This window comes from Kitasatospora sp. NPDC088346, from assembly GCF_044740765.1.
GTDB lineage: Bacteria > Actinomycetota > Actinomycetes > Streptomycetales > Streptomycetaceae > Kitasatospora.
On the sequence record NZ_JBIURH010000005.1, the window covers coordinates 304,430 to 331,069 of the forward strand.

A 26,640-nucleotide genomic window follows, 5' to 3' on the forward strand; every position below is an offset into this window, starting at 1 on the left:
TCGCAACAGTTTTCCGGGTGGGCGGGGCCGGCCGGGTCAGGGGGCCGGCCGGCCCAACGGGCGGCCGCGCAGGACGGCGATCACGCCGAGGCCGGCGGCACAGATCGGGACGGCGATCAGGGCGCCGATGATCCCGGCGATGCCGGCGCCGGCGACCACGGCGAACATGATGGTCGCGGGGTGCAGCTCGACGGTGCGGCTCTGGATCAGCGGTTGCAGGACGTTGCCCTCGACCATCTGGACGGCGAGGACGACGCCCAGCGTCCACAGCGCGATGCTGAGCCCGCCCTGGGCCAGCGCCACCAGGACGGCGACGGTGCCGGACAGGAAGGCGCCGATGAACGGGACGAAGGCGCCGAGGAAGACCAGGGCGCCCAGGCCGGCGGCGCCGGGCACACCGAGGATCAGCAGGCCGATGGTGATGAAGACGGCGTCGATCAGCGCGATCAGCGTGGTGCCGCGCATGTAGCCGGCCATCGCGGTGAAGGCCTGCTGCCCGCAGGCGACGACGGTCTCGGCGTGGTCGGCGGAGAACACCGAGCGGACCAGGTCGGCACTGCGGTGACCGTCCCGGAGGAAGAAGAACACCAGGGCGAGGGCGAGCACGCCGCCGGTGACGAGTTGGACGGCGAGGCCCAGGCCGGAGAGCAGGCCGCCGGCCAGGGCGCCGACCAGCGAGCTGCCGGCCGAGCCGCCGGCGGTCGCGGAGTCGGAGAGCGCCTCCTGGAGGCGGTCCCCGACCGGCCCCAGCCAGGTGGCGAGCTGGTCGCCGGCCTGCTGCAACGAGTCGGCGATCTGCGGCGCGCTGTGCACCAGCGAGTTGGTCAGCACGGCCAGCACGCCGCAGACCCCCGTCACGAGGACGACGCAGGTCAGGCCGGCGGCGAGGCCGCGGCGTACGCCGCGGCGCACCAGCCACGGCATGACGGGCTGCAGCAGGGCGGTGCCGAGCAGCGCGACGATCATCGGGATGGTGGCGGCGCGCAGCGCGACGAAGGCGTAGACGACCAGTGCGGCGACGGTGATGAAGAGGATCACCGCGACGGACCAGGCGGCGGCCGCGCGGACGGAGGGCGGCAGCGGCGCGGAGGGCCGCGCGGGCGCGGCTGCGGGGGTGGGCCCTGTGCCGGGCGGGGTGGGTTCGGTCCCCGGCGGGGTGGGCTCCGCCGACATTCCCACCTCCGCCTGGCCGGCCGGTCCTGACCCGCCCATCTCAGCAGATGATCTGCTGAACTCTCCGCAGGGCGGACCTCCGGCGCGTCCGCCGACGCGGCCTCCCCCGTCCGCGGTCTCCCCCGTCCGCGGCCTGACGAGGCGTCGACGCCGGAGGGTTTCCTGGTGCCCGTCGCAGCGCCCGACGCCGTCGACGTCCCCGGACGGCCGTCACGTCGCCGACGGTGTCGCCCCCGGCCCCTACCCTCGGGGACATGACCATTCTGCGCATGGACAACGTGGGCATCGTCGTCGACGACCTCGACGCCGCCATCGCCTTCTTCACCGAACTCGGCATGGAGCTGGAAGGCAGGATGCCGATCGAGGGACGCTGGGCCGGGAACGTCGTCGGGCTCGACGGCATGCGCAGCGAGATCGCGATGATGCGGATCCCGGACGCCCCGGGCCGGATCGAACTGGCGACGTACCACGACCCGAAGGCGATCACCCCCGAGCCGGCGCCCACCCCGGCGAACACGCTGGGCCAGCATCGCGTCATGTTCGCCGTCGAGGACATCGAGGACACCCTCGCCCGCCTCCGCCCGCACGGCGCCGAACTCGTCGGCGAGGTGACGCGCTACGAGGACAGTTACCTCCTCTGCTACCTCCGCGGGCCGAGCGGCATCATCCTCGCGCTGGCCGAGCAGCTGAGCTGAGGATCGTCCTCGACGGCGTTTTCTAGAGGCCGACGCTCACCCGGCCGCCCGGGTCGCCGGTGAAGGCCAGGATCCGGGCGGCCTCGTGCTCGACGGCGGCGTGCTCCCCGCGGGGGAGGCTGCCGAAGGGCCGGACCCGCAGGACGCCGTCTTCGATCCGCCAGGCTCCGGCGACCAGGCCGTCGACCAGGAGCGAGCCGAGCACGATGCCGTTCTGGGTCATGATCCGGGGCCGGTACTCCTCGGGGAGCACCCGGGTGCGGTCGGCGTGCGAGAGCAGCAGGTTGTCGAACGGCGCGAGGAGGCGGACCGGGGCCGGGGTGGACGGGTCGGGGCGGGGTGCCTGCGGCAGGTCGTACAGGGTGCGGCCGTGGGCGTCGCGGAAGAGCAGGAGCTGCGGGGCGAGCCGCTTGAGGACGGGGCCGAGGCCGGTGAGTCCGCACCACTTCTGGGCGTCGGCCGCGGTGGCCGGGCCGAAGGCCGCGAGGTAGCGCAGCACCAGGTCGTCGGGCGCGGGGTCGGTGGCGAGCGGCCGGCCGAGCCAGTGTTCGGCGGTGGTGTGCGCGGCGGGCCCGCTGCGGCCCCACACGCCCCGCGGGGGCACCTGGACGAGCGGCAGGCGGGCGCGGGCGACCTGGGCGAGCGCGGCCGGGTCGCCGGCCGGGAAGCGTTCGGCCAGCAGCGGGCCGAGGCGCTGGAAGGTGAGCGGTTCGGCCTCGACCAGGCGCCGGGCCGGCGCGGCGACCGCGTCGAGGTCCACCCCGGGCAGCCGCTTGGCCCAGTTGCCGGCGAGGCCCCGGTCCAGCACCGGCTGGAGCAGCGGGCGCAGGGTCAGGCAGTCCTCGGCGGTGACCAGGTGGATGGTGCCGCGCTGGAGGGCGGTGCGGACCACCCGGCGGTCCTCGATCAGGGTGGACAGCTGCTCGGGGCGGAAGCCGTCGATCCGGGAGAGCAGCCCGAGGTAGGGCGGTTCGGGGGCGGCCTGGGCCTGGAGTCCGACCAGGTGCCGGACCGTCCCGAGCGGGTCGCGGGTGGTGCGCTCCAGCAGGTGCTGGCGGGCCAGCAGGGCCCGTCCGAGGGCGCGGGGGCCCAGCTCGGGGAGGGGCGGCGGCGCGCTCACCGGATGGCGGCGGCCCGGTCGAGGACCGAGCGCAGCAGCGCGATCCGGTTGGAGGTGACCGAGTCGACCCCGGCCCGCAGCATCCGCACCATGGTGCGGCGCAGGTCGACCGTCCAGGTGGAGACGGTGAGGCCGGCGTCGTGCGCCGCCGCGGTGAAGCCGGCGTCGACCAGGCCGAAGGGCGGGTTGACCGAGTGCGGCCGCAGGTCGTCCAGCAGGGCGCGGACGGGCAGGCGGGGCTGCTTCCAGGTGAGGGCCAGCTCGGCGGCGGGGGCGAGCTCGCGGACGGCGAGCATCGCGGTGGCCGGCCCGCAGTAGGCCACCCGGTCCTCGGCGCCCAGGGCGGCGACGGCCTCGACGGTGGCCGCGACCGGGCCGGGGGTGTCGAGGTCGATGAGCAGCCGGGCGGCGGGGGCCTCGGCGACGGCCTTGACGGCCTCGGCGAGGGTCGGCACCCGCAGGCCGGGGCTGCCGAGGTCGGCGAGCTGGTCCAGGGTGACCCGGTCGATCGGGCGCGGGTCGCCCCAGAGCCGTTCCAGGGTCGGGTCGTGCAGCAGGACCGGCACCCCGTCGCGGGTGAGCCGGACGTCCACCTCGACCGCGTCGGCTCCGGCGGCGACGGCGTGGGCCACGGAGCGGACGGTGTTCTCACGGTGGCGGTAGGGGTCGCCGCGGTGGGCGACGGCGAGCACGCGGCTCATGGACGGGACCTCTCTCGATCGCAGGTCGGCCCGGGATGCGGGGGCGTCGGCCCGGGGCGCGGGTGCGGGCACGAAGGCGGGCACGGGCTCAGCCGCGCTCGATCACGACGTTGGTCGACTTGATCACGGCGGTCGCCGGGGCACCGGGCACCAGGCCGAGCTCCTCGGCGGAGTCCCGGCTGATCAGGGAGACCACCCGGAACGGGCCGGCCTGGATCTCCACCTGGGCCGCGACGTCGCCCAGCACGACGTCCGTGACGATGCCGGGGAAGCGGTTGCGGGCGGAGGACGGCCGGCCCTCGGCCGCGGCGTTCTCCGGCCTGGCCAGTTCGCGGGCGAACGCGGCGAGCTGGGCGCCGGCGATGATCCGGTGCCCGTGCTCGTCCCGCTCCGCGGCGACGCGGCCGGCGTCCACCCAGCGGCGCATGGTGTCCGCGCTGACGCCGAGCATCGATGCGGCCTCGCCGATGCGGTACGTGTGGACCGGCCGGTGGGGCTGGGCCATGGGTGTGCTCCTGGCGGTGGTCGGACGGTGTCGCCGCCATCCTGCCCTACCGGGGGCGGCCCGGGCGACGTGCCGTCACCTCACGGTCGGTCAGCGACCCCTTCGGGCGTCCGCCGGGCCGCCGGGGCCCGGTGCTCACTCACCGCCGAACAGGTCCCGCCGGGCCGCGTCGCCCGCCGTGAGCACCGCGCCGGCCAGCACCGCGCCACCGCCGGCCGTACCGGCCCGCACCTCGGTGCGGAACGGCGAGAGCGCGGCGAGCCGCCGTTCCACCAGCTCCGCGAGGCCGGCGCCGCCGGCCCGGCCGAGTTCGCCGCCGAGCACGACGCAGCCCGGGTCGAGCACCACGCAGATGGCGGCAGCGCCGATCGCGATCCGTTCGGCGAGCTCGGCGAGGAAGGCGTCGGCGCCGGTCGCCACCGCCCGGCGCAGCAGCGATTCGGCCTGCTGGACGGGTCCGGCGCCGGGCGGGACGGCGAGCCCGTGGCGTTCGGCGAGCTCGCACACGGCCGCGCTGCCGACCAGCGAGTGGAAGCCGCCCTCGCAGCCGGTGGCGCTGGGCAGCACCGCCGTGCCGGGCACCGGCAGGAAGCCGATCTCCCCGGTGCCGCCGGAGGCGCCCCGGCGCAGCTTCCCGTCCAGGACGACGGCGGCGCCGACGCCGTGGCCGAGCCAGAGCAGTGCGAAGGTGTCCCGGTCGACGGCGGCACCGAGCCGGTGCTCGGCGATGCCCGCCAGGTTGACCTCGTTCTCCAGGATCACCTCGGCGCGCTCCAGTGCCTCGACGCCCGAGCTGGAGCGCAGCGCCGCGAGCAGGTCGGTGTGCCAGCGCGGGAGTTGACCCGAGTTGTTGAGGTCGCCGGTGGCCGGGTCGACCAGGCCGGGGGCGCCGACGGCCACCGTGTGCAGCCGGTCGGCGCCGGCCTCGGCGGCCGCGTCGAGCAGGGCCCGTACGGTGCGGCCGGCCAGGTCCTGGTCGTCCGGACCGGCGGGGATCTCGGCGGTGGCGCGGGTGCGGCCGGTCAGGTCGGCGACGACCAGGGTGACGCCGGTGGAGCGGATGTCGATGGCCGCCAGGTGGGCGCGGTCGGCGGCCAGCGCGTACAGCCGGGCGTTGGGCCCGCGCCGCAGTTGGGCGCTCTCCCCCGCCGAGGCGACGAGTCCGGCACGCTGGAGGCGTTCCAGCAGGTCGGCGACGGTGGGCCGGGAGAGTCCGGTGAGGCTGCGCAGCTCGGACGCGGTCAGCGGCCCCCGCTCCAGCAGGAGGTCGAGGGCCAGCCGGTCGTTGATGGCGCGGGCGGTGCTGGGCGTGGCCGTACGCGCGGTGGTCATGAGGCTGCATCCTTCCAGAGGTTTCTATCAGGATCCCTTCCTGATAATTTATCGGACGTCCGCAGCACCACCGACACGGGGAGGGCCCGGCGCATGGGACAGAAGTCGAGGGACGTGGAACGGGCCCGGGTGAGCGTGGCCCTGGTCTTCGCCGTGCACGGCGCGGTGACCGGCACCTTCGTCACCCGCATCCCGTGGATCCAGGACCACCTGGCGCTCAGCCCGGGCCGGCTCGGCCTCGCCCTGGTCATGCCCGCCGTCGGCGCCTCGCTCGCGATGCCGCTGGCCGGACGGATGGTGCACCGCTACGGCGGCCGGGCCGCGGTGCGCGGACTGCTGACCCTCTGGTGCCTGTGCCTCGCCGTCCCCGCCCTCTCCCCCAACCTGCCGAGCCTGTGCCTGGCCCTGTTCCTGTACGGGGCGACCGCCGGAATGGCCGACGTCGCGATGAACGCCCAGGGCGTCGAGGTCGAGGAGCGGCTCGGCCGGTCCGTGATGTCCGGACTGCACGGCATGTGGAGCGTGGGCGGGCTGGTCGCCTCCGGCTTCGGCGTCCTGGCGGCCCACCGCCAGACCGACGCGCGGCTCCAGTTCGCGGTGACCGCGGCGGTCCTCGCGCTGCTGGCGCAGGTGGTCTGCGCCGGCCTGCTGGACGTCCGGCCGGCCGCCGACGAGCAGGCACCGCCCAGGTTCGCGCTGCCGCCCAGGGCGGCCCTGACGATCGGCCTGGTCGGCTTCTGCGCCGTCTTCGCCGAGGGCGCCGCGATGGACTGGAGCGGCGTCTACCTGCGGGACGTCACCGGTTCCTCCGCCGGAACCGCCGCGGCCTGCTACTCGGCCTTCGCCGCCACCATGGCCGCCGCCCGACTGGCCGGCGACGCGGTGGTCCGCCGGCTCGGGCCGGTCCGCACCGTCCGCCTCGGCGGCGCCACCGCCGCCCTCGGCGGCCTGCTGGTGGTCGCCGCCGGCACCCCGTACCTGGCCATCCCCGGCTTCGCCCTGATCGGCATCGGCATCGCGGTCGTCGTCCCGCTCGCCTTCGCGGCGGCCGGCCGGGCCGGCACCAACCCCAGCCAGTCCATCGCGGGCGTCGCCACCATCACGTACACCTCCGGCCTGGTCGCCCCGGCCGTCGTCGGCGGCATCGCCCAGGCCGGCTCGCTGACCGTCTCCTTCGCCGTGGTCACCGTCCTGGTCGCGGCGCTGGTGCCGAGCGCGCACGCCCTGCGGCAGCGCCCGGCGGCCGACCGCGAGCGCGCCCAGGGGCTGGAACCGGCGGCCTGAGGCCGCCCGAACCGGCCTTGACCGGCCCTCGGCGCCCCTACGCTGGGCGCACGGGCCGTCGGAGCCCGTGGGGGGACGGGCGGGGATGCGGGACAGTGACACCTGGAACACCGTCGACGCGGCGACGGTCCACGGGCCGGTGGTCCAGGCGCGCGACATCGGGCACCTGTCGATCCACCACGCGCCGCCGTCCGAGCCGCCGCCCGCCGTGCCGGCCGAGGCCTGGGTGCGGCAGGCCCTCGGGTCGACGGTCTGGCAGCACGTCCCGGCCGGCCGCGACGCCGCACCGCTGCGCGAACTCGTCGGCTCCGCGGTCGCCCGGCTGGCCGTCCTTCGCGACGACGCCGAGCGGCAGCTGACCGCCGACCCCTGGCGGGACCCGACCGCCGCCGGGCGGTTCCTGGAGCGGATCGAATGGCTGCTCGGGGAACCGGAACCCACCCCCGCGCTCGACCTCTACCCCGCCGAGGCCGCGCTCTTCGTGCTGGCGCCCTTCCTGCACCGGGTGCACGGCCTGCGGGCGGCGGCCCTGCGCGCCTGCGCACCTGGATCTCCCGGCTCGCCGAGCGCAGCACCCTGCTGGCGGACCTGGTCACCGGGGCAGCCGTCGAGGCGGACCGGCGGCCGGACCACGAGCCGCCCCGGCGGATCGCCGACACCGGCTGCTTCCCCGCCGACCCGGACATCCTGCCGTCCGGGACCTTCGACCACCGCAGGCCCCGCGCCGACGGGCCGCCCCCGACCCGTACCAGCGTGGGCGAACCGCCCGACCACATCTTCCTGTGGCGACTGCTCGCCCACCGGCCCAACCCGACCCTGACGGCGCTCACCGAGATCTGCCCCGAGCTCGACCGGGTCGGCCCGGTGCTCCCCGCACTGCCGTCCGACCGGGTCCTGCTGACCCAGCACGACGAGAGCGACGGGAAGTACTGGCGGTGGCGCACCACGTCCACCGTCGGGGCGGTACGGCACCTCGCGGACGCCGTCCGGCTCCACCGGCTCCCGCCGGACACCGCCGCCGCCCGCGCGGCACTGCTCGGCCTGCCCACGGTCGCCCCGCAGGAGCTGACCGGGGACGCGGGGGCCGAGCTGGCACGCACCCCGGTCGTGGAGGCGTACCGCGGCGACCGGGTCGGCGAGGACCGGCCGGTCACCGTGGCCGACCTGATCCGGGCCGCCGAGCAGGGCGCCGACCGCCTGACCGCGCTCGGCTTCACCCTCGCCCGGCCGCTACCGCCCGACGCCGACACCGCCGACCTACGGATCCTGCTCACCCCCGGCCACGACGAGCCCTGGCTCAGCACCGACCGCCCGGTCCCCTACCAACACCTGCTGCACGTGGTCGCCACGACCGGGACCCCGCTCGGCGAGGTCCTGGGCCGCCTGCGCGCCTACGGCTTCGACATCCCGCTCCGGCTGCCCGCGCGGCCGACCGCGCTGGACCGGGCGCTGCTCAAGCCGTACGGCCCGTGCGAGTGGTGGGGCGTGCTGGCCGGCCGGCCGATGCCCTTCGCGCACCTGGTGGTCGCCGCGCGATCCCTCCACACGAACCCCCGCGACCTCGCGGCGCGGCTGCTCTCGTACGGCGTCGAGACCTCCTGCCGGGACCTCCCGGACGGGCTGTCCTTCGACACGGCCCTGCTCCTGCTCGCCGAGGACGGCTCGGAGGACGCCTTCCTGACCGCCGACAGCTCGCCCACCCTCCAGCAACTGCTGGACCGCTCCCGGGCCCTGCGGGTGCCGCTGCACCAGGTGGGCGCCTGGCTGGACGAGCTCGGCATCCCGGTGCCCGACCTCGCCATCACCCTCCGGGCCGCGTTGGCCCGGGTCCCGCTCGCGGCCGGCTGACGGGCCGCCCCGTTCCGGGGCGATTCCGCGGTCCGGGGGTGCGCGTGCGATGCTCCCCCGATGACGACCGCAGCCGCGCAGCGCAACCCCGTCGGCGCCCACGTCCCCGTCGCCGGGCGGGGGCTGGTCGGGACGGGGCTGGCGTACGCGGAGAAGGTCGGGGCGGAGGCGGTGCAGGTGTTCGTCGCCAATCCGCGCGGGTGGGCGACGCCGGCCGGGAACCCGGTGCAGGACGACGCGTTCCGGGCGGCCTGCGCGGAGCGCGGCATCCCGGCGTACGTGCACGCGCCCTACCTGATCAACTTCGGCTCGGGCTCGGCCGCGACCCGGGAGCAGTCGGTCGGGTCGCTGCGTCACTCGCTGCTGCGCGGGCACGCGATCGGCGCGCTGGGCGTGGTGGTCCACACCGGCTCGGCGCTCTGCGCGGACGGCCGCTCCGGCGCGCTGGCGCAGCTGCGCGCGGACGTGCTGCCGCTGCTGGACGAGTTGGACGCACTCGGCCCGGACGCGCCCTGGCTGCTGCTGGAGCCGACCGCCGGGCAGGGCAGTTCGCTCTGCTCGCGGATGGGCGACCTGGCCGAGTACGTCGGGGTGCTGGAACACCACCCGAGGGTCGGGGTCTGCCTCGACACCTGCCACGCCTTCGCGGCCGGGCACGACCTGGCCGAACCGGGCGGGGTCGCCGCGATGCTGGACGAGCTGGAGGCGGCCGTCGGCCCGGGGCGGCTGCGGCTGATCCACGCCAACGACTCCAAGGACGTCGCGGGCGCCCGCAAGGACCGGCACGAGAACATCGGCGCCGGGCACATCGGCGCCGAGCCGTTCCGGGAGCTGCTGGCCCACCCCGCGACGGCCGGGGTGCCGCTGGTCATCGAGACGCCGGACGGCCGGCACGACCCCGACCGGGTGGAGGGGGTCCGGCACGCCGCGGACATCGCCCGACTGAAGGGTCTGCGCGCGAAGGACCCGCGGGCACCCGTGGTCCGGGCCGCCGGCCGAACGCTCGGGGCCGCTGGTTAGGCTCGTCCCCGTGCCGAAGCTCCCGCCGATCACCCGCGCCGCCGGGCTGCGCCTCGCGCTGCTGCTGGCCGTGCTGGCCGCCCTCGCCTGTTCGCTCCTGCTCTGGGACCCGGCGGCCGTGCTGTCCCGGGCCGGCGGGCCGTGGCGGCTGCCGGTCGCCACGGTGGTGTACGCCGTCGGGACCCTGGCGTTCGTCCCCAAGCCGGCGCTGAACGCGGCGGCCGGGCTGCTGCTCGGGATGGTCCAGGGGCTCGCGCTGGCGGTGGTGGCCACCACGCTGGGCGCCGTCCTGGCCTTCTGGCTCGGCCGGGCGCTGGGCCGGGAGGCGGTCCGCCCGCTGATCCGGACGCGGTGGCTGACGGCGCTCGACCAGCGGCTGACCGAGCAGGGGTTCCGCAGCGTCCTGCTGATGCGGATCGTCCCGGGGCTGCCGTTCCAGGCGGCGAACTACGGGTGCGCGGTCTCCGGCGTGCGGTTCTGGCCGTACACCTGGGCGACGCTGCTGGGGGTGGCCCCGGGCACCGCCGCGTACGTGGTGGCGGGGGCGAGTGCGGGTTCGCCGACCTCGCCGGCCTTCCTGATCTCGGCCGCGGTGATCGTGCTGATGTGCGCGATCAGCGTGCTGACCCTGTGGCGGTCCTGGTCCTCGGCCCGCGCGGGGAGGGCTGCGGAGGCTACCGGGTGACCGACGGGTGCCACTCCCCGAGCACCCGCAGGATCGCGGTGTTGGCCACCGTCACGGCACCCAGGGCGACCGCCCACGCCGGGTGCCCGGCGAACGCGAGTGCGGCCACGGCCCCGCCGAGGACCAGCAGCTGGGTCAGGTACCAGGCGGGCGGGGACTTCACGGTCGCCCGCGGCGAGGCGTAGCGGCCCCACAGCACCGCCGCCGCGAGCGGCAGGAGCACCGCCAGCAGGACCCGTACGGCGAGCGGCGCGGCCACCCCGTAGCCGCCGATGCCGAGCGCCACCAGCGCGCAGACCTCCAGCAGGAAGCGGAGCCCGAGATTGGCTCCGGTCACCACCTTGCGCATCGTCTGCCCCCGTCCCCGGCCGCGGCGGCCGAAACGCGGCACATCCTAGGGTGCGACGGCTGCCGGCCTAGGGTGCGACGGCTGCCGGCGGGTCGGAACACCTTGACGACTCGATTGATTAGCTGCCATATTACTTCTCGTGAACACGGACCCGGCGGAGGAATCGCCGTCACTCGACCAAGCGCGGCGCCAGATCCGGCACTACGGGCTGGACGCCGACCCGCAGGCGGTCCTGGTCGCCGTCCGGCTGATGGCGGCCGGCGCCCGGCTGGGCCAGGCGAGCGAGGCGCACTTCGCGCGGTACGGCCTGTCCACCGGACGCTACCGGCTGCTGGCCGACCTGGAGGACAGCGGCGGGGAGAAGTCCCCCTCGCGCCTGGCCGCCGGGCTCGGGGTGTCCCGCGCCACCGTGACCGGCCTGGTCGACGCGCTCGCCCGGGACGGACTGGTGGTGCGGCGCCCGTCGGCCGAGGACGGGCGCTCCGCCGAGGTGGTGCTGACCGCCCGGGGCGCACAGAAGCTGCGCGACCTCGCCCCCGACCACTTCGGCCGGCTCCAGACGATGGTCGGCGAGCTGACCACCGAGGAGCGGACCACCTTCCTCGACCTGCTCGCCCGCGTCACCCGGGGCATCGGCGCCCTGACCGCGCCGTAGGCCCCCGCCGGCGCCGCTCCCCCTGCGCGGGCGCGGCGACCGAGTTCCGCACGCCCATATAGTTAGGCACCTAATTACATGCCTCCGGCCGCACGCCGGGGCGGGAATCGAGGACACCATGGGGAAGCGAAACGGCAGCCCGACCGACCGGGCCCGCACCACCCCCAAACGCTTCGTGCTCGGGCGCGAGGTACTGGTCGCGTACGTCGCGCCCGCGCTCAGCGCCGGGGCGGGCGGCCTGGCCACCGGCCAGACCGGACTGACCCTGGCCGCCGGCACCTCCATCGCGGGCGGCTCGGCCCTGGCCGCCGCACTGACCGGCGCCTGGCTCCAGCGCGGCCGCACCCGCCGGCGATGGCCGTCCCGGGTGCCCAGGGCCCTGCTGGCCGGGGGCGCCGCCCTCGGTGCCGCCGCGGTCGCCGCCCTGGCCGCCCACCTCGCGGTCACCGGCCTCGACGGCCGGACCGGCACCCACCTGACCCCGGTGCTCGACCGCCTGCGCACGGACCTGCCGGTGTCGGCCGCGCTCGCCGCCACCATCGTCAGCTGGCGCTGGCGCGGCCTCCTGCACGAGCCGCAGCCCGGCCGGCACGGCGCACCCCGGCCGCACACCTCCTGACCGCCGCGCCGTCGCCACGCACGTCCCGGCCACGCATGTCCGGAACACGCACGTTCCGACCACGCACGTCCCGACGCCCGACCCGTCCGAAAGGAACCACCGATGATCGTCGTCATGGGAGCCACCGGAGCCACCGGCAGCGCACTCCTGCACCGCCTCACCGAACTGGGCGTCCCGGCCCGCGCGCTGAGCCGCGACCCCGCCCGGCTGCGGGCCCGGCTCGACCCCGCCGCACCCGTCGAGGTGCGGGCGGCCGACGCCGCCGACCCGGCCTCCCTGCGGGCCGCCTTCGAGGGCGCCGAGCAGCTGTTCCTGGCCATGGCCAACGGCCCGGACCAGGTCGAGCTGGAGATCCGGGCGGTCGAGGCCGCCGCCGCGAGCGGCATCGGACACGTCGTCAAACTCTCCGCCCCCGCCGTGGAACCGCACTCCCCGGTCGCCGTCTCCCGCGGGCACCACGCCGTCGAGGAGCACCTGCGGGCGAGCGGCCTCACGCACACCCTGCTGCGGCCGTACGCGTTCCTGCAGAAGCTGCTGCTGCTCGCACCGGAGATCGCCGCCCTGGGGGCCCTGCACGGCACCCTGGGCGACGTCGCCCGCAACTACGTCGACTGCCGGGACATCGGCGACGTCGCCGCCGCGGTCCTGACCCGCCCCGAGCTCGCCGGGCGGACGTACCCGCTGACCGGCGACCGGGCCTACCGCCACCCCGAGCTGGTCGAGCTGCTGAGCGGCCTGCTGGGACGCCGGATCGGCTACGTCGACCTGCCCGTCGAGGCCTTCCGGCGCAACCTGGTCGAGCGGGCGCGGATGCCCGGCTGGCTCGCCGACCACGTGGTGGAGATCCAGCAGTTGGCGGCCGACCGGCCGGAACGGCCCGACGACACCGTCCCGCGGCTGCTCGGCCGGCCCGCGCGCAGTCTGGAGTCCTTCCTGCGCGAGCACCTGGAGGCCTTCGGCGGGCCGGCCGCAGGGCAGGCCGGCGGGCGGATCGGTGCGGGTGCGCACGGGGAGCCGGGCGCGGCGCCCGTCCGCGGATAACTACTGGCCGCCTCCGCACCGGTCGAGCATCATGGCGGCCATGCCAACGACCCCCCGCATCGACCCCCCGTTCGCCGCCGACGAGAGCACCATGCTCCACTCCTGGCTCGACTACCACCGTGCCACCCTCGCCGTGAAGTGCGAGGGCCTGACCGACGATCAGCTGCGCGAGCGCTCGGTCGAACCGTCCACGCTCTCGCTGCTGGGCCTGGTGCGGCACATGGCCGAGGTCGAGCGCCACTGGTTCCAGGGCATCCTGGCCGGCACCGACCTGGGCGGCAGCGGCCTGTACTGGAGCGAGGCCGAGCCGGACGGCGACTTCGACGGCGTGGACACGGCGGACGCGGCCGCGGACTTCGCCGCCTGGCGGGCCCAGATCGAGCTGGCCCGGCAGGCGGCGGCCGGCCTCCCCCTGGAGACGGTGGGCAAGTCGCTGCGCCGGGGCGAGGAAGTGACGCTCCGCTGGATCCTGGTCCACATGATCGAGGAGTACGCGCGGCACAACGGGCACGCCGACCTGATCCGCGAGCGGGTCGACGGCGCCACCGGCGAGTGAACCCGTTACACGATCGTTGACAGCCAGTCAACCACGGTCTGACGCACACCGATATGGTCTACGCGCGCAACCGTCAACGGGCCTGCGGCGTCGAATGGATCGTCCGGACAATCACGGAATTCCTGCTCGCCACACCTCGTCCGGCGGTCGCGAGCGGGCACCGAACCGGTGATCAATGCGATACTCGGACAGTTCCAACAAGTGGATGACGTGTCAAGAAGACGCGGAAACCCGGGGGACACGTACGGAACGGGACAGGGAGGCGCGGCATGGGAGCACTTCGCGACGAGCACCACAACGGGTGGCTGATGCCCTCCGGAAACTACTCGGCTGCGGTGTACGAGGATCCGTGGGACAGCGAGGAGACGCTTCAGAACGTGGCGCCCGCGCCCGCGAAGATCGTCTCCCTGCGGCCGACCGGCTTCGAGTCCGCCCGCACCGTCGGCGAGCACATCCGGGACTCGGTGCCGGTCGTCATGGACCTCACCGAGATGAGCGAGGCGGAGGCCAAGCGCATGGTCGACTTCGCCTCCGGACTGATCTTCGGCACCCGGGGCGGGATCGAGCGGATCGCCCGCCGGGTCTTCCTGCTCACCCCGGCCGACGTCGAGGTCACGGTGATCGACCGGCCGCTCGACGAGACCGGCTTCTACAACCAGAGCTGATCGATCCTCCTGAAACCGGGGACGGCACCACGCCGACCCCGGTTTTTTGCTGCCCGCACACCGGCGTCACCGGCTGCGACCTCACCCCCTACCGACTCTCAGATGAGCGACTCACGGATCCCATGAGACATGCATGTCTCAGATGCTCTACACTCGACTCATGGCCACCGACCGTGACTCCGTCCTCGAAGCCGCCGTCGGCGTGCTCTCCCGCCGCCCCACCGCCCACCTCGACGAGGTGGCCCGGGCCGCCGGCATCAGCCGCGCCACCCTGCACCGGATCTTCCCGGGCCGGGAGGCCCTGATCCGCGAGGTCGGCGCCCTCGGCCTGCGCAGGTTCGCCGACGCGCTCGACGCCGCCCGGGTCGAGGAGGGCGACGCCCAGGCCGCGCTGAGACGCCTGATCAACGCGCTGGTGCCGGACGCCGCGCTCTGCGCCTTCCTCGCCGGTGAGAACCAGCTCTACGACGACCCGGAGATCAACGAGCTCTGGGAACTCCAGGACGCCCGGGTCCGCGCCCTCTTCCTGCGCGGCCAGCAGGAGGGCGTCTTCCGGATCGAACTCTCGGCCGGCTGGCTGAGCGAAGCCTTCTTCGACCTCGTCGCGGGCGTGGGCTGGGCCGTCCAGGACGGACGGCTGGCCCCCCGCGACAGTGCCCACTCGCTCGCCGAGCTCTTCCTCGGCGGCGCTCTCAGGAGACCTGATAGATCATGACCGGCAAGCCCCACCTGCCTGCCGGCGCCCGGCGACGCTGGGCCGGTCTCGGCGTGCTCGTGCTCGCCGTCACCCTGGTCGCGGTCGACGCGACCGTCCTGTCCCTGGCGATCCCCTCCATCAGCGAGACCCTCGACCCCAGCGGCACCCAGCTGCTCTGGATCGGTGACAGCTACTCCTTCGTGCTGGCCGGCCTGCTCGTCAGCATGGGCTCGCTCAGCGACCGGATCGGCCGCAAGAAGCTCCTGCTGATCGGCTCCACCGGCTTCGGTGCGGCCTCGCTGCTCGCCGCGTACGCACCCAGCCCCGGCTGGCTCATCATCGCCCGCGCCCTGCTCGGCGTGGCCGGCGCGACCATCATGCCGTCCACCCTCTCACTGATCCGCACGCTCTTCCCGGACGCCCGTGAGCGGGCCACCGCCATCGGCATCTGGGGTGCCGGTGCGACCGCCGGCGCCGCCCTCGGCCCGCTGGTCGGCGGCATGCTGCTGGAGCACTTCTGGTGGGGCTCGGTCTTCCTGCTCAACCTGCCGGTGCTCGCCCTGCTGCTGGTGTTCGGTGCCTGGCTGCTGCCGGAGTCCAAGGACCCCAAGCCGGGCCGCTGGGACGTGTTCAGCGTGGTGCTGTCCATGGTCGGTGTGATCAGCGTGGTCTACGCCGTCAAGGAGGCGGCCGCGCACGGGCTCGACTCCTGGGTGGTCCCGGTGGCCTTCGCCGTCGGCGTCACCGCGCTGACCGCCTTCGTCCGGCGCCAGCTCCGGCTGGAGACCCCGCTGCTGGACGTCCGGCTGTTCTCCGACTCCCGGTTCACCGCGGCCGTGGTCGCCTCGCTGACCGCGCTGATCGGGCTCTCCGGTGTGATCTTCTTCATGTCGCAGTACCTTCAGCTGGTCCGCGGGTACAGCCCGCTGAAGGCCGGTGTCGCCGAGATGCCCGCCTTCGTCGGCGCCGTCGTCGGCGGTCTGCTGACCGCGCAGGTCGCCCGTCGCACCGGCAGCCGGGCCACCCTGACGGCCGGCCTGCTCGCCATGGGCGCCGGCATCGGCCTGCTCGGCTGGGTCCACGAGGACACCACGTACCTGCTCCTCGGCATCTCCTTCCTGGTGGTCGGCACCGCCGAGGGCGTGGTCTACACGCTCGCCTCCGACCTGGTGCTGGGCGCCGCCCCGGCCGACAGGTCCGGCGCCGCCTCGGCCGTCTCCGAGACGGCGTACGAGCTCGGCACCGCGCTCGGCATCGCCCTGGTGGGCTCCGTGCTCACCGCGATCTACACCGGGGCGCTGGCCGTCCCCGCGGGGACGGACCCGGCCACGGCCGCCCGGGCCGGCGAGTCCGTGGGCGGCGCGGTGGAGGCCGCGGGCTCGCTCCCCCAGCCACTCGGCGACCAACTGCTCGGCAGCGCCAAGGACGCCTTCGTCCAGGGCATGAACGTCGCCGCGTGGCTGGCCGCCGGACTGCTGCTGCTCTCCGCGGCGCTGTCCTGGTACCTGCTGCGCGCCCGCGGTGGCAAGCCCGCGCCGGGCGCGCCGAACGGCCCGGGCGCCGCCGGTGCGGTGGAGCCGGAGGCGGACCGGCTCAACGCCTGAGGCCGGGCGGACCACCGGCCGCGGGCGCACCGACCGCAGGCGCACCGCCGCGCCGGACAGGGCCGGACACGGCCGGGCGAGGGTGGCCGGGCGTCCCGGCTCACTGCCGGTTGAGCGAACGGCTGACCCCCGCCAGCAGAGCCGTGGTGAGCACCCAGCCGGCCGCGATCAGCCCGTAGCCGAACCACTGCTGCGGGCCGGTCCAGTACCACGCGGTGCGCTGCCCGAAGCCACCGATCGGGAGCAGCAGGTCGAGGGTGTAGATCAGCCGGTTGAACGGCGCCCCGCCCTCGGCGGACGCGGGCGCGGGGTCGGCGGTGCTGAAGACCCCGCAGCCCAGGGCGGTCAGGGCGAGCAGCCAGACGCCGGCCAGCCAGGGGCGGTAGCCGTACCCGACCGTCACGTCGAGCAGGCGGCCCCAGGCCCGGGCGGCCGGGTGCAGGGTCCTTCGGCGGCGGCGCTGCTTGGCGAGCAGCACCCGGCGGGCGGCGTCGTCCTCGCCGGACCGGCGGTACCAGGCGGCCAGTTGCTCGTACGGCTGCGGGGCGTAGCCGGGCAGGGCGGCGAGCCAGGCCAGCCGGCGGGCCGGTGAGGCGGGGCCGGCACTCTGCAGGGAGGTGTAGGTGAGACCGTCCAGGCGGGTGTCGCCGGGCCAGCTGTGCTCGCCGTCGTGGAGGACGGAGAGCTGGGCCTCCCGGAGGTCGACGGTGCCGAGCGGGGTCGTGGCCGGGGTGAGCCGCAGTTCGCCGACGTGCAACCGGCCCGCCTCCAGGGCGACGTCGGCCCCGGCGAGGACGGCACCGGCCAGCGAGAGCCGGCTGCGGACGGTGGCTCCGGGCAGCCGGACGGCACCGTCGGCGGTGAATCCGTCGGCGAGCTCCATGGTGCCGGCGCTGAGGTCGTCGCCGCTCAGGGCGTCGCCGCCCGGGTTGTCGATCCGGGCGCCCTCCATGAACAGCCCGCCGTTGAACTGGGCGCCCACCAAGCGCAGTCCGCCGCGGGAGGTGAAGCCGTTGCGGGCGAAGCAGCCGCCGTCCAGGACCATGCCGCCCGCCCACAGTGCCCAGACGCCGGAGGTGCGGGCGGTGTCGGGGCCGGTGCTGTCGAGGAGCTCGGAGGCGGTCAACCGGACGCCGCTGAGGCGCAGTTCGCCGGTGACACGGGCCCTGGTGAGGGTGAGGCGGCCGTCGATGACCGACCCCTCGAAGAACAGGTTGCCGTCGACGGCGAGGAGCCAGCCGTCGAGGCCGGGTATCCGGCAGCCGACCAGTCCGGTCGACCGCATGCTGGCGCCCCTGAGGCTCACCTGCTGCTCGAAGTAGCAGCCGCCCAGGGTCAGTTCGTGCTCCGTCCGGGCGCCTGCGAGGTCGAGCCGGCCGGTGATCCGGGCGCCGGTCAGCCGCAGCGCCGCCACCGCTCCGGGCGCGGCGGTGTGCGCGCCGAGCAGCAGGGCGGCGAGCACCTCGGCCCGCACGGTGCGCTGCGGCCCCCAGCCGGCCCCGCCGGCGGGGTCGTCGCGCTCCGCCCGTCCCTCGCTCAGGTCGACCCGGGCTCCGGTCGGGAACGCGTCCCACACCCGCCGTTCGCAGTCGGTCAGTTCGTCGTACCCCAGCACCGCGTCTCCCCCGTCCGAACCCCGGACGGATCCTAGCGAACCCGGCCGGGCCGGGGAGGGCGGGTGCGGCTCAGAGGTGCAGGTCGCCGCGGTGGCCGAGGTCGATCTCGGCCCAGACCACCTTGCCGTTCCTGGTCTGGCGGGTGCCCCAGCGGTGGGCGAGCTCGCTGACCAGGTGCATGCCCCGGCCACCCTCGTCCTCCTCGGCCGAGCTCCGCATCCGGGGCGACTGCCGGCCGGCGTCGGAGACCTCCAGGGTCAGGTAGCGGTCCCGGAACAGCCGCAGCCGGCGCGGGGCGTCGGCGTGCAGCATGGCGTTGGTCACCAGCTCGCTGACCATCAGTTCGGCGTAGTCGCTGACGGCGGACAGGCCCCAGGCCGCCAGGGTGGCCCGGGTGAAGCGGCGGGCCCGGCCGGGCAGCGGGCCGTCGCCGGCCAGCGGGAGGGTGGCGATCCGGTCGGAGGGCACCGGGAGCACCCGCGCCATGATCATGGCGATGTCGTCGTCGGTGCCGTCGGCGACCAGGGCGGCGAGGGCGGCGTCGCAGCTCTCCTCCAGGGTGCGGCCGCGCACCGCGAGGGTACGGGAGAGCAGGCCGATGCCCTCGTCCAGGTCGCGGCCGCGCTTCTCGACCAGGCCGTCGGTGTACAGGGCGATCAGCCCGCCCTGGGGCAGGGTGAACTCGACCGCGCTGAAGGCCACGCCGCCGACGCCGAGCGGGACGCCGGGTGGGACGTCCAGGATGCGGGCGGAGCCGTCGGGGGCGACGGCGACCGGCGGCAGGTGGCCTGCGGAGGCGATGGTGCAGGTGCGCTCGACCGGGTCGTAGACCGCGCAGACGCAGGTGGCGAACTGGCCCTCGCCGATGCCCATGGCGGTCTCGTCCAGCCGGGTGAGGACCTGTTCGGGCGCCAGGTCGAGGGTGGCCAGCGTGCGGGCCACCGTCCGGAGTTGGCCCATGGTGGCGGCGGCCCGGATGCCGTGTCCCATCACGTCGCCGACCACCAGCGCGACCCGGCCGCTGGACAGCGGCACCACGTCGAACCAGTCGCCGCCGACCTCGCTCACCACGCTGCTGGGCAGGTAGCGGTGGGCGATCTCCAGGCCGAGGGTGCGGTGGATCTCCTGCGGCAGCAGGCTGCGCTGCAGGGTCAGCGCGGTCTCCCGCTCGCGGCGGTAGAGCCGGGCGTTGTCGATGGCCAGGGCCGTCCGGGCGACCAGCTCCTCGGCGAGCGCGACGTCGGCGGCGGTGAACGCGTCGGGGTTGCGGGTCCGGACGAACTCGGCGCCGCCGAGCACCATGCCACGGGCGATCACCGGCACCAGCAGGTACGAGTGGATGCCGGCCGCCATGCCGGGCCCGACCCGGTCGGGCTCGGGCACCAGCCCGCTCAGGGTCTCCTCGTCCACGTACGCCTTGAGCAGCGGCCGGCCGCTGAAGAGGGTGCGGGCGTACATCCGCTTGGGGTCGTACCGGGAGACCAGGCCGACCGCGTCCGCGGCCTGGGTGAGGCCGGAGCCGAAGGCCTCGCCGACGGCGACGGCCCGGACCTGGACCGAGCTGTCCTGGCGCAGCGGGCCCGGCTCCTCGCCGCCGAGCACGGATTCCAGCAGGTCGACGGTGGCGAAGTCGGCGAACCGCGGCACGACCGCCTCGATCAGCTCCTCGGCGGTGCGCTGGAGGTCGAGGGTGGTGCCGATCCGGGCGGTGGCGGCGGCCAGCATGGTGAGCCGCTCCTGGGCGCGGGAGGCCCGGGCCTCGGCCTGGAAGCGCTCGGTGACGTCGATGATCGAGGAGCTGACGCCGAGCACCCGGCCGGTGGAGTCCTCCAGCCGGAAGTAGGACGCGGACCAGGCGCGGTCGCGCCGCGGGTCGCCGGGGGTCTGGCCGTGCGAGCGGGCGTCCAGCACGGGTCTGCCGGTCAGCAGGACCTGCCGCATCACCGCCTCGATCTCGCTGCCGTTGATGCCGGGCAGGACGGTGCTGATCCGCCGCCCGAGGTGGGCCTCGACGGGCAGGCCGTTGATCCGGGCGAGGGCGTTGTTCAGCCGGACGTAGCGCAGGTCGGTGTCGTAGACCGCGAGTCCGATCGGCGACTGGGTGAAGAAGCCGTCGAGCACCGCCAGGTCGGCCTCCACGTCGCGCAGCACGTTCAGGTCGGAGGCGGTGGCGAGGAGCAGCGGCCGGCCGTCGGGGCCGCTCAGCGGGTAGGTGTGGAACTCCAGCTCCACCAGGTGGCCGTCGCGGTGCCTGAGCGCGTAGCTGCCCGACCAGCCGCGGCCGGCCATGATCTTCTGGAACAGGCCGAGCACCCGGGGCCGCTCGGCGTCGCCGACCAGCAGCTGGGCGGCGTACGCGCCGATCGCCTGGTCGGCGGGGTAGCCGAGGAGGGCTTCGGCCTCCTGGCTCCAGTGCAGGATCCGGCCGTCGTCCTGGAGCAGCGCCGTGGCCAGCGTCACCAGGCGGTGTCCGGCCAGGCGCGCCGAGGCGGCGCCTGCCGCGCCCCGGCCGGCGCCGTCCGGCGCGCTCCGCTCGAATCCGTGCATGATCAGGTGGTCACCTGCCAGGTACCTTCCCGCTCGGAGCCCGGGCAACCCGGCTTTCCCACCAGACTGCACGGCGTCCGCCCGGACGGCTAGTCAGCTCACACGGGGAATTGGATCGATCGACAGCGCGCTCGGCCGAGCCGGGGGCCGGGTGCGGGGCGTTTCCGCGGCCGGCGGGCCCTTCCGGCGGCCGCGGGCCCTTCCGGCGGCCGGCGGGGGCTCCGGGGCGGCCGGGGGCGGGCTCAGCCGCCGGTGAGGACCGTGTCGAGCATCCGGGCCCACTGCCGGACGATCCCGGCCCGGCGCGGGCCGTCGTCGGTGAGCAGGTTGGCCAGGCCCAGGCCGCGGGCCAGGTCGAGGGTGGCCTGGACGGTCTCGCGGACCCCGGGCACGCTCTCGTCGGCGCCCAGGAACTCCACCGCCGCCAGGTGGGCCTCCCGGCCCACCTGGTTCTCCAGGGCGACGATCCGCTCCCGTAGCGGCTCCTCGGTGGCCGCGGCCACCCACAGGTGCAGGGCGGCGCGGAACAGCGGGCCGGTGTAGAGCCGGACGATCATCTCGGCGACCGCCTCGGTCCTGGCCGGCCCGGCCGGCGGCAGCTGCCCGCTGTGGGTGCGCACCGCCGCCAGCCGCTCGGCCGCGACGTGCTCGACGGCGGCCGTGAAGAGGTCCTCCCGGGTCGGGAAGTGGTGCTGGGCGGCGCCCCGGGTCACCCCGGCGCGTTCGGCGACCACGGTGACGGTGCTGCCGTTCCACCCGAGCTCGGCCAGGCACTCCACGGCCGCCTCCAGCAGCCGGCGCCGGGTGGCACGGCTGCGGGTCTGCTGGGGGGTGCGGGAGGCGGCATGGGTGGTGTTCATGGCTGCTTTCCGATGGGGGCCGGTGTCCGCCCGATCCTGTCAGACCTGCCGGGACAGGGCGCGCAGCTCCTTGCGGAGGATCTTCCCGGCGACGGACTTCGGCACCGCGTCGAGGAACCGCACCGAGCGCACCTTCTTGTACGGAGCGACCCGGGCCGCCACGAACTCCGCCACTTGCTCCTCGGTGAGCGCGCTGCCGGGCGCCCGCACCACGTACGCGCGGGGGCGCTCCTCGCCGTCCTCGCCGACGATGCCGATCACCGCCGCGTCGGCGATCTCCGGGTGGGTCAGCAGCAGCGCCTCCAGCTCGGCCGGGGCGACCTGGTAACCCTTGTACTTGATGAGCTCCTTGACCCGGTCGACCACGAAGAGGTAGCCGTCCTCGTCGACGTGGCCGATGTCGCCGGTGTGCAGCCAGCCGTCCGCGTCGATCATGGCGTCGGTCTCGGACTGGCGGCCGAAGTAACCCTTCATCACCTGGGGCCCGCGGAAGACCAGTTCGCCGTCCTCGTTCGGGCCGAGGTCCTTGCCGGAGCCGTCCAGGGCCACCACCCGCAGCTCGGTGCTGGCCACCAGCTTGCCGACGGTGTCGCGCGGGGCGTCGGTGTGGGCCAGCGGCAGCACGTTGGTGACCGGGGACAGCTCGGTCATGCCGTAGCCCTGGCGGATGTTGGGCAGACCGAGCCGGCGGGCGCAGGCGGCGGCCAGGTCGGCGTCGAGCGGGGCGGCCGAACACAGCACGAACCTCAGCGAGGACAGGTCGAAGCTGTCCACCAGCGGGTGCTTGGCCAGGGCCAGGGCGATCGGCGGTGCCACGAACACGCCCTCGATCCGCTGGTCCTGGATGGTGCGCAGGAACTGCTCCAGGTCGAAGCGCGGCAGCACCACGACGGTGGATCCGCAGCGCAGCGGGTGGTTGAGCAGCGCGGAGAGCCCGTAGATGTGGAAGAACGGCAGGACGGCGAGGATCCGCTCCCCCGGGCGGGTCGAGTGGACGGGGTCGACCTGGGCCATGTTGGAGGCGATCGACCGGTGGGTCAGCATCACGCCCTTGGGCAGGCCGGTGGTACCGCTGGAGTACGGGAGCGCCGCGATGTCCTCGGCCGGGTCGATCGACGGGGTGGGCTCGGGCGCCGTGGTGGCGGCCAGGTCGGTCAGCGAGCGGTGTCCGGGGGCCGTGTCGCAGACCAGGACCTCCGCGATCGGGGTGCCCTCGGCCGCGAGCACGGCGGCCGCCTCGGTGGCCACCGGGAGGAACGGCGAGACGGTGATGATCCAGCGGGCCCGGCTGTCCCGCAGCTGGCCGGCCAGCTCGTGGGCGGTGGTCATCGAACTGACCGTGGTGACGGTCGCGCCGGCCCGGGTGGCGCCGTAGAAGGCGACCGGGTAGGCGATGGTGTTGGGGCTGTACAGCGCGATCACGTCGCCCTTGCGGACACCCGCCTCGGCGAGCCCGGCCGCGGTGCGGCGGGTGGCAGCGTCCAGCTCGGCGTAGCTGATCGACTGCCCGGTGATCCCGTCGACCAGGGCCGGTATGTCCGCGAACGCCGCCGCTCCGCCCAGGACGGCCTCGTGGATGGGCAGGTCGATCGGCTCGATGTCCGGGTAGTCACTGCGAAATGCCATGCTGCTGGCCTCCTGACGGGTCGGGTGCAGCCTCAAGAGTGGCGGCTGCGGGCCGCCGCGGACAGGGTGCGTGCCGATCGCGACCCGTGCGACCACGCAACGCTGCCCCGTCCGCGTGGGCCGGCCCGCCGCGCCCGGTCAGTACGACCGGGGCAGGCCCAGGGTGTGCTGGGCGACGTAGTTGAGGATCATCTCCCGGCTGACCGGCGCGACCCGGCCGACCCGGGTGGCGGTCAGCAGCGCGCCCAGGCCGTACTCCTGGGTGAGCCCGTTGCCGCCCAGGGTCTGCACCGCCTGGTCGACGGCGCGGCAGGAGGCCTCGCCGGCCGCGTACTTGGCCATGTTGGCGGCCTCGCCGGCACCCAGGTCGTCACCGGCGTCGTAGAGGTGGGCGGCCTTCATCATCATCAGCCGGGCCAGTTCGACCTCGATCGTGCACTGCGCGAGCGGGTGCGCGATGCCCTGGTGGGCGCCGATCGGGGTGTCCCACACGGAACGGGACTTGGCGTACTCGACGGCGGTGTGCAGGGCCTGGCGGGCGACGCCGAGCGAGAAGGCGGCGGTCATGATGCGCTCGGGGTTCAGCCCGGCGAAGAGTTGGAGCAGGCCGGCGTCCTCGTCCCCGACCAGGGCGTCGGCGGGGAGCCGGACGTCGTCCAGGAAGACCTGGAACTGCTTCTCGGGGGTGACCAGTTCCATCGGGATGGCCGTGTACTCGAAGCCAGGGGTCTCGCGCGGGACGACGAACAGGGCGGGCTTGAGCCGTCCGGTGCGGGCGTCCTCGGTGCGGCCGACGAAGAGCACCGCGTCCGCCCGGTCGACCCCGGAGATGAACACCTTGCGGCCGCTCAGCACCCAGTCGTCGCCGTCCCGGCGGGCGACCGTGCTGATCCGGTGCGAGTTGGAACCCGCGTCGGGCTCGGTGATGCCGAAGGCCATCCGGCGGGTGCCGTCGGCGAGGCCGGGCAGCCAGCGCCGCTTCTGCTCGTCGGTGCCGAAGCGGGCGATCACGGTGCCGCAGATCGCCGGGGAGACGATCATCATCAGCAGGGGGACCCCGGCCGTGCCCATCTCCTCCAGCACGATGGCGAGTTCGGCGATGCCCGCGCCTCCGCCGCCGTACTCGGCGGGCAGGTTGACGCCGAGGTAGCCGAGCTTGCCGGCCTCCGCCCAGACCTCCTCGGCGGGTTCGCCGGCCCGGGCCTTGGCCTGGAAGTAGCTGGGACCGTAGCGGCGGGCGAGGTCGCCGACGGCCTGGCGCAGGGCGCGGCGCTCGGCGGTCTCGATCAGGGGGTACTCGGCGGAGCCGGTCGGGTCGGTGGTGGTGCGCGGTGCGGACATCGTGGTCCTTCCGGGCGGAGGAGGGGGTGGTGGTGGAGTGGGGGTGGTGACGGTGGGGCGGGGTGCGGCCCTGGTTCGGGCGGGTGCGGCCCCGGGCTCGGGCGGGTGCGGCTCGGGCGGGGTGCGGGGTCAGGCGGGGTGCGGGTCAGGCGGGCTCGGTGACGACGGCGAGCAGGGTGCCCGGCTCGACCTGGTCGCCGGGGGCGACGTGCAGGTCGGTCAGGACGCCGTCGGTGGGCGCGGTGATGCGGTGCTCCATCTTCATCGCCTCCAGCCACAGCAGCGGCCGGCCCGCCACGACCCGTTCGCCGACGGCCGCACCGACCCGGACCACGGTGCCGGGCATCGGGGCCAGCAGGGCACCGGGCTCGGTGTGCTCGACCGGCTCCGGGAAGCGGCCGAGGGCGGTGAGCACGGTGGCGCCGGACGGCGAGTCCAGGTGGACGGTGGCGCCGTACACCGCGACGGCGTAGCTGCGGCGCAGCGCTCCGACGGCGAGGACGACCCGGTCCGGGGCGGCTTCGACCAGCGTGGTGTCGGGGTGGCCCTCGGCCCGCAGGCCGTCCCGGGTGAGGCGGTAGCGGACCTCGTGCTCGGTGCCGTCGGCGGCGCGGTAGCGCTTGACCTGCGGCTGGGAGGGCAGGTTGCGCCAGCCGGACGGCAGGTGGGTGCGGCGGCCCGCGGCGTCCGCGAGGGCGGCGGCGAGGGCCGCCAGCGGGGCGTCCTTGTCGGTGGTGCCGGCCGGCCCTGCGGTGAGCTCGGCGGCGTGTTCGGTGAGGAATCCGGTGTGCAGCCGCTCGGCCAGGAAGGCCGGGTGGCGCACTGCCCGGACGAGCAACTCCCGGTTGGTGAGCGGTCCGTGGAGCCGGGCCCGGGTGAGGGCGTCGGCGAGCAGGCGGGCGGCGGCCGGGCGGGTGGGTGCCCAGGCGATGACCTTGGCGAGCATGGCGTCGTAGTGCACGGTGACGGTGGAACCGGCGTCGACGCCCGAGTCCAGGCGCAGACCGGAGGCCGTCCGCCCGGTGGTGAACTCGGCCGTCGTGCCGGGGAGTTCGATGTGGTGGAGGCGGCCGGTCTGCGGCTGCCAGTCCTGGTCCGGGTCCTCGGCGTAGAGCCGGGCCTCGATGGCGCAGCCGCTGGTGGGGGGCGCCTGCTCGGGCAGCTTCCCGCCCTCGGCGACGGTGAGCTGGAGGGCGACCAGGTCGAGGCCGGTGACGCACTCGGTGACGGGGTGCTCGACCTGGAGGCGGGTGTTCATCTCCAGGAAGAAGAAGCGGCCGTCGGGGGCGAGCAGGAACTCGGCCGTGCCGGCGCCGGTGTAGCCGATCGCGCGGGCCGCGGCGACGGCGGCGGCGTGCAGGTCGGCACGCAGGGTGTCGGACAGACCGGGTGCCGGGGCTTCCTCGACCACCTTCTGGTGGCGGCGCTGGAGCGAACAGTCGCGGTCGCCGACGGCCAGCACGGTGCCGTGGGTGTCGGCCATCAGCTGGACCTCGATGTGCCGGCCGGCCGGCAGGTAGGGCTCGCAGAACACCTCCTCCGACCCGAACGCCTTGGCCGCCTCGGTACGGGCGGCGAGCAGCGCGCCGGGCAGGTCGGCGAGGGTCCGCACGATCCGCATGCCGCGTCCGCCGCCGCCCGCGGCCGCCTTGACCAGCAGCGGCAGGTCGGCCTCGGTGGGCTCCGCCGGCGCGCTGAGCACGGGGACCCCGGCGGCGGACATCAGCCGCTTGGCCTCGGTCTTGGAGCCCATCGCGGCGATGGCCGCCGGCGGCGGGCCGATCCAGGTCAGACCGGCGTCGAGGACGGCCCGGGCGAACTCGGCGTTCTCGGAAAGGAATCCGTAGCCGGGGTGGACGGCGTCCGCGCCGGCGGCGCGCGCGGCGGCGACGATCAGGTCGGCGCGCAGGTAGGTGTCGGCGGGGGCCGCGCCGGGCAGCCGGACGGCGGTGTCGGCCTCGCGGACGTGCGGGGCGTCGGCGTCCGGGTCGGAGTACACCGCGACGGTGGCGATGCCGAGGTCGCGGCAGGTGCGGAAGACCCGGCGGGCGATCTCGCCCCGGTTGGCGACCAGCAGTGAGGTGATCATGTGTGAGTTCGC

At 75.1% G+C, this 26,640-nt stretch carries 25 protein-coding genes; 13 read left to right on the forward strand and 12 right to left on the reverse strand.

All coding sequences use genetic code 11. The features are described from left to right. Positions 1–36 precede the first annotated feature (36 nt). Positions 37–1,173, reverse strand: coding sequence for an AI-2E family transporter (locus ACIOFR_RS10685; protein WP_400994637.1), 1,137 nt, complete (start codon positions 1,171–1,173; stop codon positions 37–39). A gap of 254 nt (positions 1,174–1,427) precedes the next feature. Between ACIOFR_RS10685 and ACIOFR_RS10690 the strand changes: the two genes are divergently transcribed. Beyond that, entirely contained in the window at positions 1,428–1,868 is a 441-nt protein-coding gene (locus tag ACIOFR_RS10690) for a VOC family protein (RefSeq protein ID WP_400994639.1), read from the forward strand. A gap of 22 nt (positions 1,869–1,890) precedes the next feature. Here ACIOFR_RS10690 and ACIOFR_RS10695 read toward each other — a convergent pair whose 3' ends face one another. From ACIOFR_RS10695 to ACIOFR_RS10710, 4 genes are all read right to left on the reverse strand, one after another. Then, positions 1,891–2,988: a winged helix DNA-binding domain-containing protein gene (locus tag ACIOFR_RS10695; RefSeq protein ID WP_400994642.1), complete on the reverse strand. Its 1,098-nt coding sequence runs from the start codon at positions 2,986–2,988 to the stop codon at positions 1,891–1,893. Then, positions 2,985–3,689, reverse strand: coding sequence for a glycerophosphodiester phosphodiesterase (locus ACIOFR_RS10700; protein WP_400994644.1), 705 nt, complete (start codon positions 3,687–3,689; stop codon positions 2,985–2,987). The genes ACIOFR_RS10695 and ACIOFR_RS10700 overlap by 4 nt, the downstream gene beginning before the upstream one ends. Before the next feature lie 88 nt (positions 3,690–3,777). Further along, the gene (locus tag ACIOFR_RS10705) at positions 3,778–4,194 is read right to left on the reverse strand and encodes a molybdopterin-binding protein (RefSeq protein ID WP_400994647.1); all 417 of its coding nucleotides are present in this window, start codon (positions 4,192–4,194) and stop codon (positions 3,778–3,780) included. Positions 4,195–4,329: 135 nt separating this feature from the next. Next, a complete protein-coding gene (locus tag ACIOFR_RS10710; RefSeq protein ID WP_400994650.1) occupies positions 4,330–5,526 on the reverse strand; it encodes an ROK family protein in 1,197 nt (398 codons plus the stop codon). 93 nt (positions 5,527–5,619) lie between these two features. On the opposite strand from ACIOFR_RS10710, the gene ACIOFR_RS10715 reads away from it, so the two are divergent. The 5 genes from ACIOFR_RS10715 to ACIOFR_RS10735 all read left to right on the forward strand — a co-directional run bounded on the left by ACIOFR_RS10715 (position 5,620) and on the right by ACIOFR_RS10735 (position 10,363). Next, positions 5,620–6,810 (forward strand): MFS transporter, encoded by a 1,191-nt coding sequence (locus ACIOFR_RS10715; protein WP_400994653.1) that lies wholly within the window; start codon positions 5,620–5,622, stop codon positions 6,808–6,810. A gap of 85 nt (positions 6,811–6,895) precedes the next feature. Then, a complete protein-coding gene (locus ACIOFR_RS10720; protein ID WP_400994656.1) occupies positions 6,896–7,630 on the forward strand; it encodes a hypothetical protein in 735 nt (244 codons plus the stop codon). Then, on the forward strand, positions 7,564–8,658 hold the full coding sequence (locus ACIOFR_RS10725) for a hypothetical protein (protein WP_400994659.1): 1,095 nt from the start codon (positions 7,564–7,566) through the stop codon (positions 8,656–8,658). Before ACIOFR_RS10720 ends, ACIOFR_RS10725 begins: the two co-directional genes overlap by 67 nt. A gap of 60 nt (positions 8,659–8,718) precedes the next feature. Continuing rightward, on the forward strand, positions 8,719–9,678 hold the full coding sequence (locus ACIOFR_RS10730) for a deoxyribonuclease IV (RefSeq protein WP_400994662.1): 960 nt from the start codon (positions 8,719–8,721) through the stop codon (positions 9,676–9,678). Positions 9,679–9,688: 10 nt separating this feature from the next. Beyond that, positions 9,689–10,363, forward strand: coding sequence for a TVP38/TMEM64 family protein (locus tag ACIOFR_RS10735; RefSeq protein WP_400994665.1), 675 nt, complete (start codon positions 9,689–9,691; stop codon positions 10,361–10,363). Here ACIOFR_RS10735 and ACIOFR_RS10740 read toward each other — a convergent pair. After that, on the reverse strand, positions 10,353–10,700 hold the full coding sequence (locus ACIOFR_RS10740) for a YrdB family protein (RefSeq protein ID WP_400994668.1): 348 nt from the start codon (positions 10,698–10,700) through the stop codon (positions 10,353–10,355). The genes ACIOFR_RS10735 and ACIOFR_RS10740 overlap by 11 nt on opposite strands. A 151-nt stretch (positions 10,701–10,851) precedes the next feature. On the opposite strand from ACIOFR_RS10740, the gene ACIOFR_RS10745 reads away from it, so the two are divergent. The 7 genes from ACIOFR_RS10745 (at position 10,852) to ACIOFR_RS10775 (ending at position 16,549) form a co-directional block, all read left to right on the forward strand. Next, entirely contained in the window at positions 10,852–11,367 is a 516-nt protein-coding gene (locus tag ACIOFR_RS10745; protein ID WP_400994670.1) for a MarR family winged helix-turn-helix transcriptional regulator, read from the forward strand. A 118-nt stretch (positions 11,368–11,485) separates the two neighbouring features. Continuing rightward, positions 11,486–11,986: a hypothetical protein gene (locus ACIOFR_RS10750; RefSeq protein ID WP_400994673.1), complete on the forward strand. Its 501-nt coding sequence runs from the start codon at positions 11,486–11,488 to the stop codon at positions 11,984–11,986. A 102-nt stretch (positions 11,987–12,088) separates the two neighbouring features. Further along, a complete protein-coding gene (locus ACIOFR_RS10755; RefSeq protein ID WP_400994675.1) occupies positions 12,089–13,027 on the forward strand; it encodes an NAD(P)H-binding protein in 939 nt (312 codons plus the stop codon). Between the two features lie 40 nt (positions 13,028–13,067). After that, entirely contained in the window at positions 13,068–13,583 is a 516-nt protein-coding gene (locus tag ACIOFR_RS10760; protein WP_400994677.1) for a DinB family protein, read from the forward strand. Positions 13,584–13,852: 269 nt separating this feature from the next. Continuing rightward, complete coding sequence (locus ACIOFR_RS10765) at positions 13,853–14,248, forward strand: cell division protein SepF (RefSeq protein WP_400994679.1); 396 nt, start codon at positions 13,853–13,855, stop codon at positions 14,246–14,248. A 160-nt stretch (positions 14,249–14,408) separates the two neighbouring features. After that, positions 14,409–14,963, forward strand: coding sequence for a TetR/AcrR family transcriptional regulator (locus ACIOFR_RS10770; RefSeq protein ID WP_400994682.1), 555 nt, complete (start codon positions 14,409–14,411; stop codon positions 14,961–14,963). Beyond that, entirely contained in the window at positions 14,960–16,549 is a 1,590-nt protein-coding gene (locus ACIOFR_RS10775) for an MFS transporter (protein WP_400994684.1), read from the forward strand. Before ACIOFR_RS10770 ends, ACIOFR_RS10775 begins: the two co-directional genes overlap by 4 nt. A 100-nt stretch (positions 16,550–16,649) precedes the next feature. On the opposite strand, the gene ACIOFR_RS10780 is transcribed toward ACIOFR_RS10775, so the two are convergent. From ACIOFR_RS10780 to ACIOFR_RS10805, 6 genes are all read right to left on the reverse strand, one after another. After that, complete coding sequence (locus tag ACIOFR_RS10780; protein WP_400994687.1) at positions 16,650–18,164, reverse strand: oxidoreductase; 1,515 nt, start codon at positions 18,162–18,164, stop codon at positions 16,650–16,652. 70 nt (positions 18,165–18,234) lie between these two features. Then, complete coding sequence (locus ACIOFR_RS10785; RefSeq protein WP_400994690.1) at positions 18,235–20,712, reverse strand: SpoIIE family protein phosphatase; 2,478 nt, start codon at positions 20,710–20,712, stop codon at positions 18,235–18,237. A 242-nt stretch (positions 20,713–20,954) separates the two neighbouring features. Further along, positions 20,955–21,572 carry a TetR/AcrR family transcriptional regulator gene (locus tag ACIOFR_RS10790; RefSeq protein WP_400994693.1) on the reverse strand — a complete coding sequence of 206 codons (618 nt, stop codon included), beginning with the start codon at positions 21,570–21,572 and terminating at the stop codon, positions 20,955–20,957. Between the two features lie 39 nt (positions 21,573–21,611). Beyond that, on the reverse strand, positions 21,612–23,198 hold the full coding sequence (locus tag ACIOFR_RS10795; protein WP_400994695.1) for an AMP-binding protein: 1,587 nt from the start codon (positions 23,196–23,198) through the stop codon (positions 21,612–21,614). A gap of 138 nt (positions 23,199–23,336) precedes the next feature. Beyond that, positions 23,337–24,539 carry an acyl-CoA dehydrogenase family protein gene (locus tag ACIOFR_RS10800; protein ID WP_400994697.1) on the reverse strand — a complete coding sequence of 401 codons (1,203 nt, stop codon included), beginning with the start codon at positions 24,537–24,539 and terminating at the stop codon, positions 23,337–23,339. A gap of 145 nt (positions 24,540–24,684) precedes the next feature. Further along, the gene (locus ACIOFR_RS10805) at positions 24,685–26,628 is read right to left on the reverse strand and encodes an acetyl/propionyl/methylcrotonyl-CoA carboxylase subunit alpha (protein ID WP_400994699.1); all 1,944 of its coding nucleotides are present in this window, start codon (positions 26,626–26,628) and stop codon (positions 24,685–24,687) included. Between the last annotated feature and the right edge of the window lie 12 nt (positions 26,629–26,640).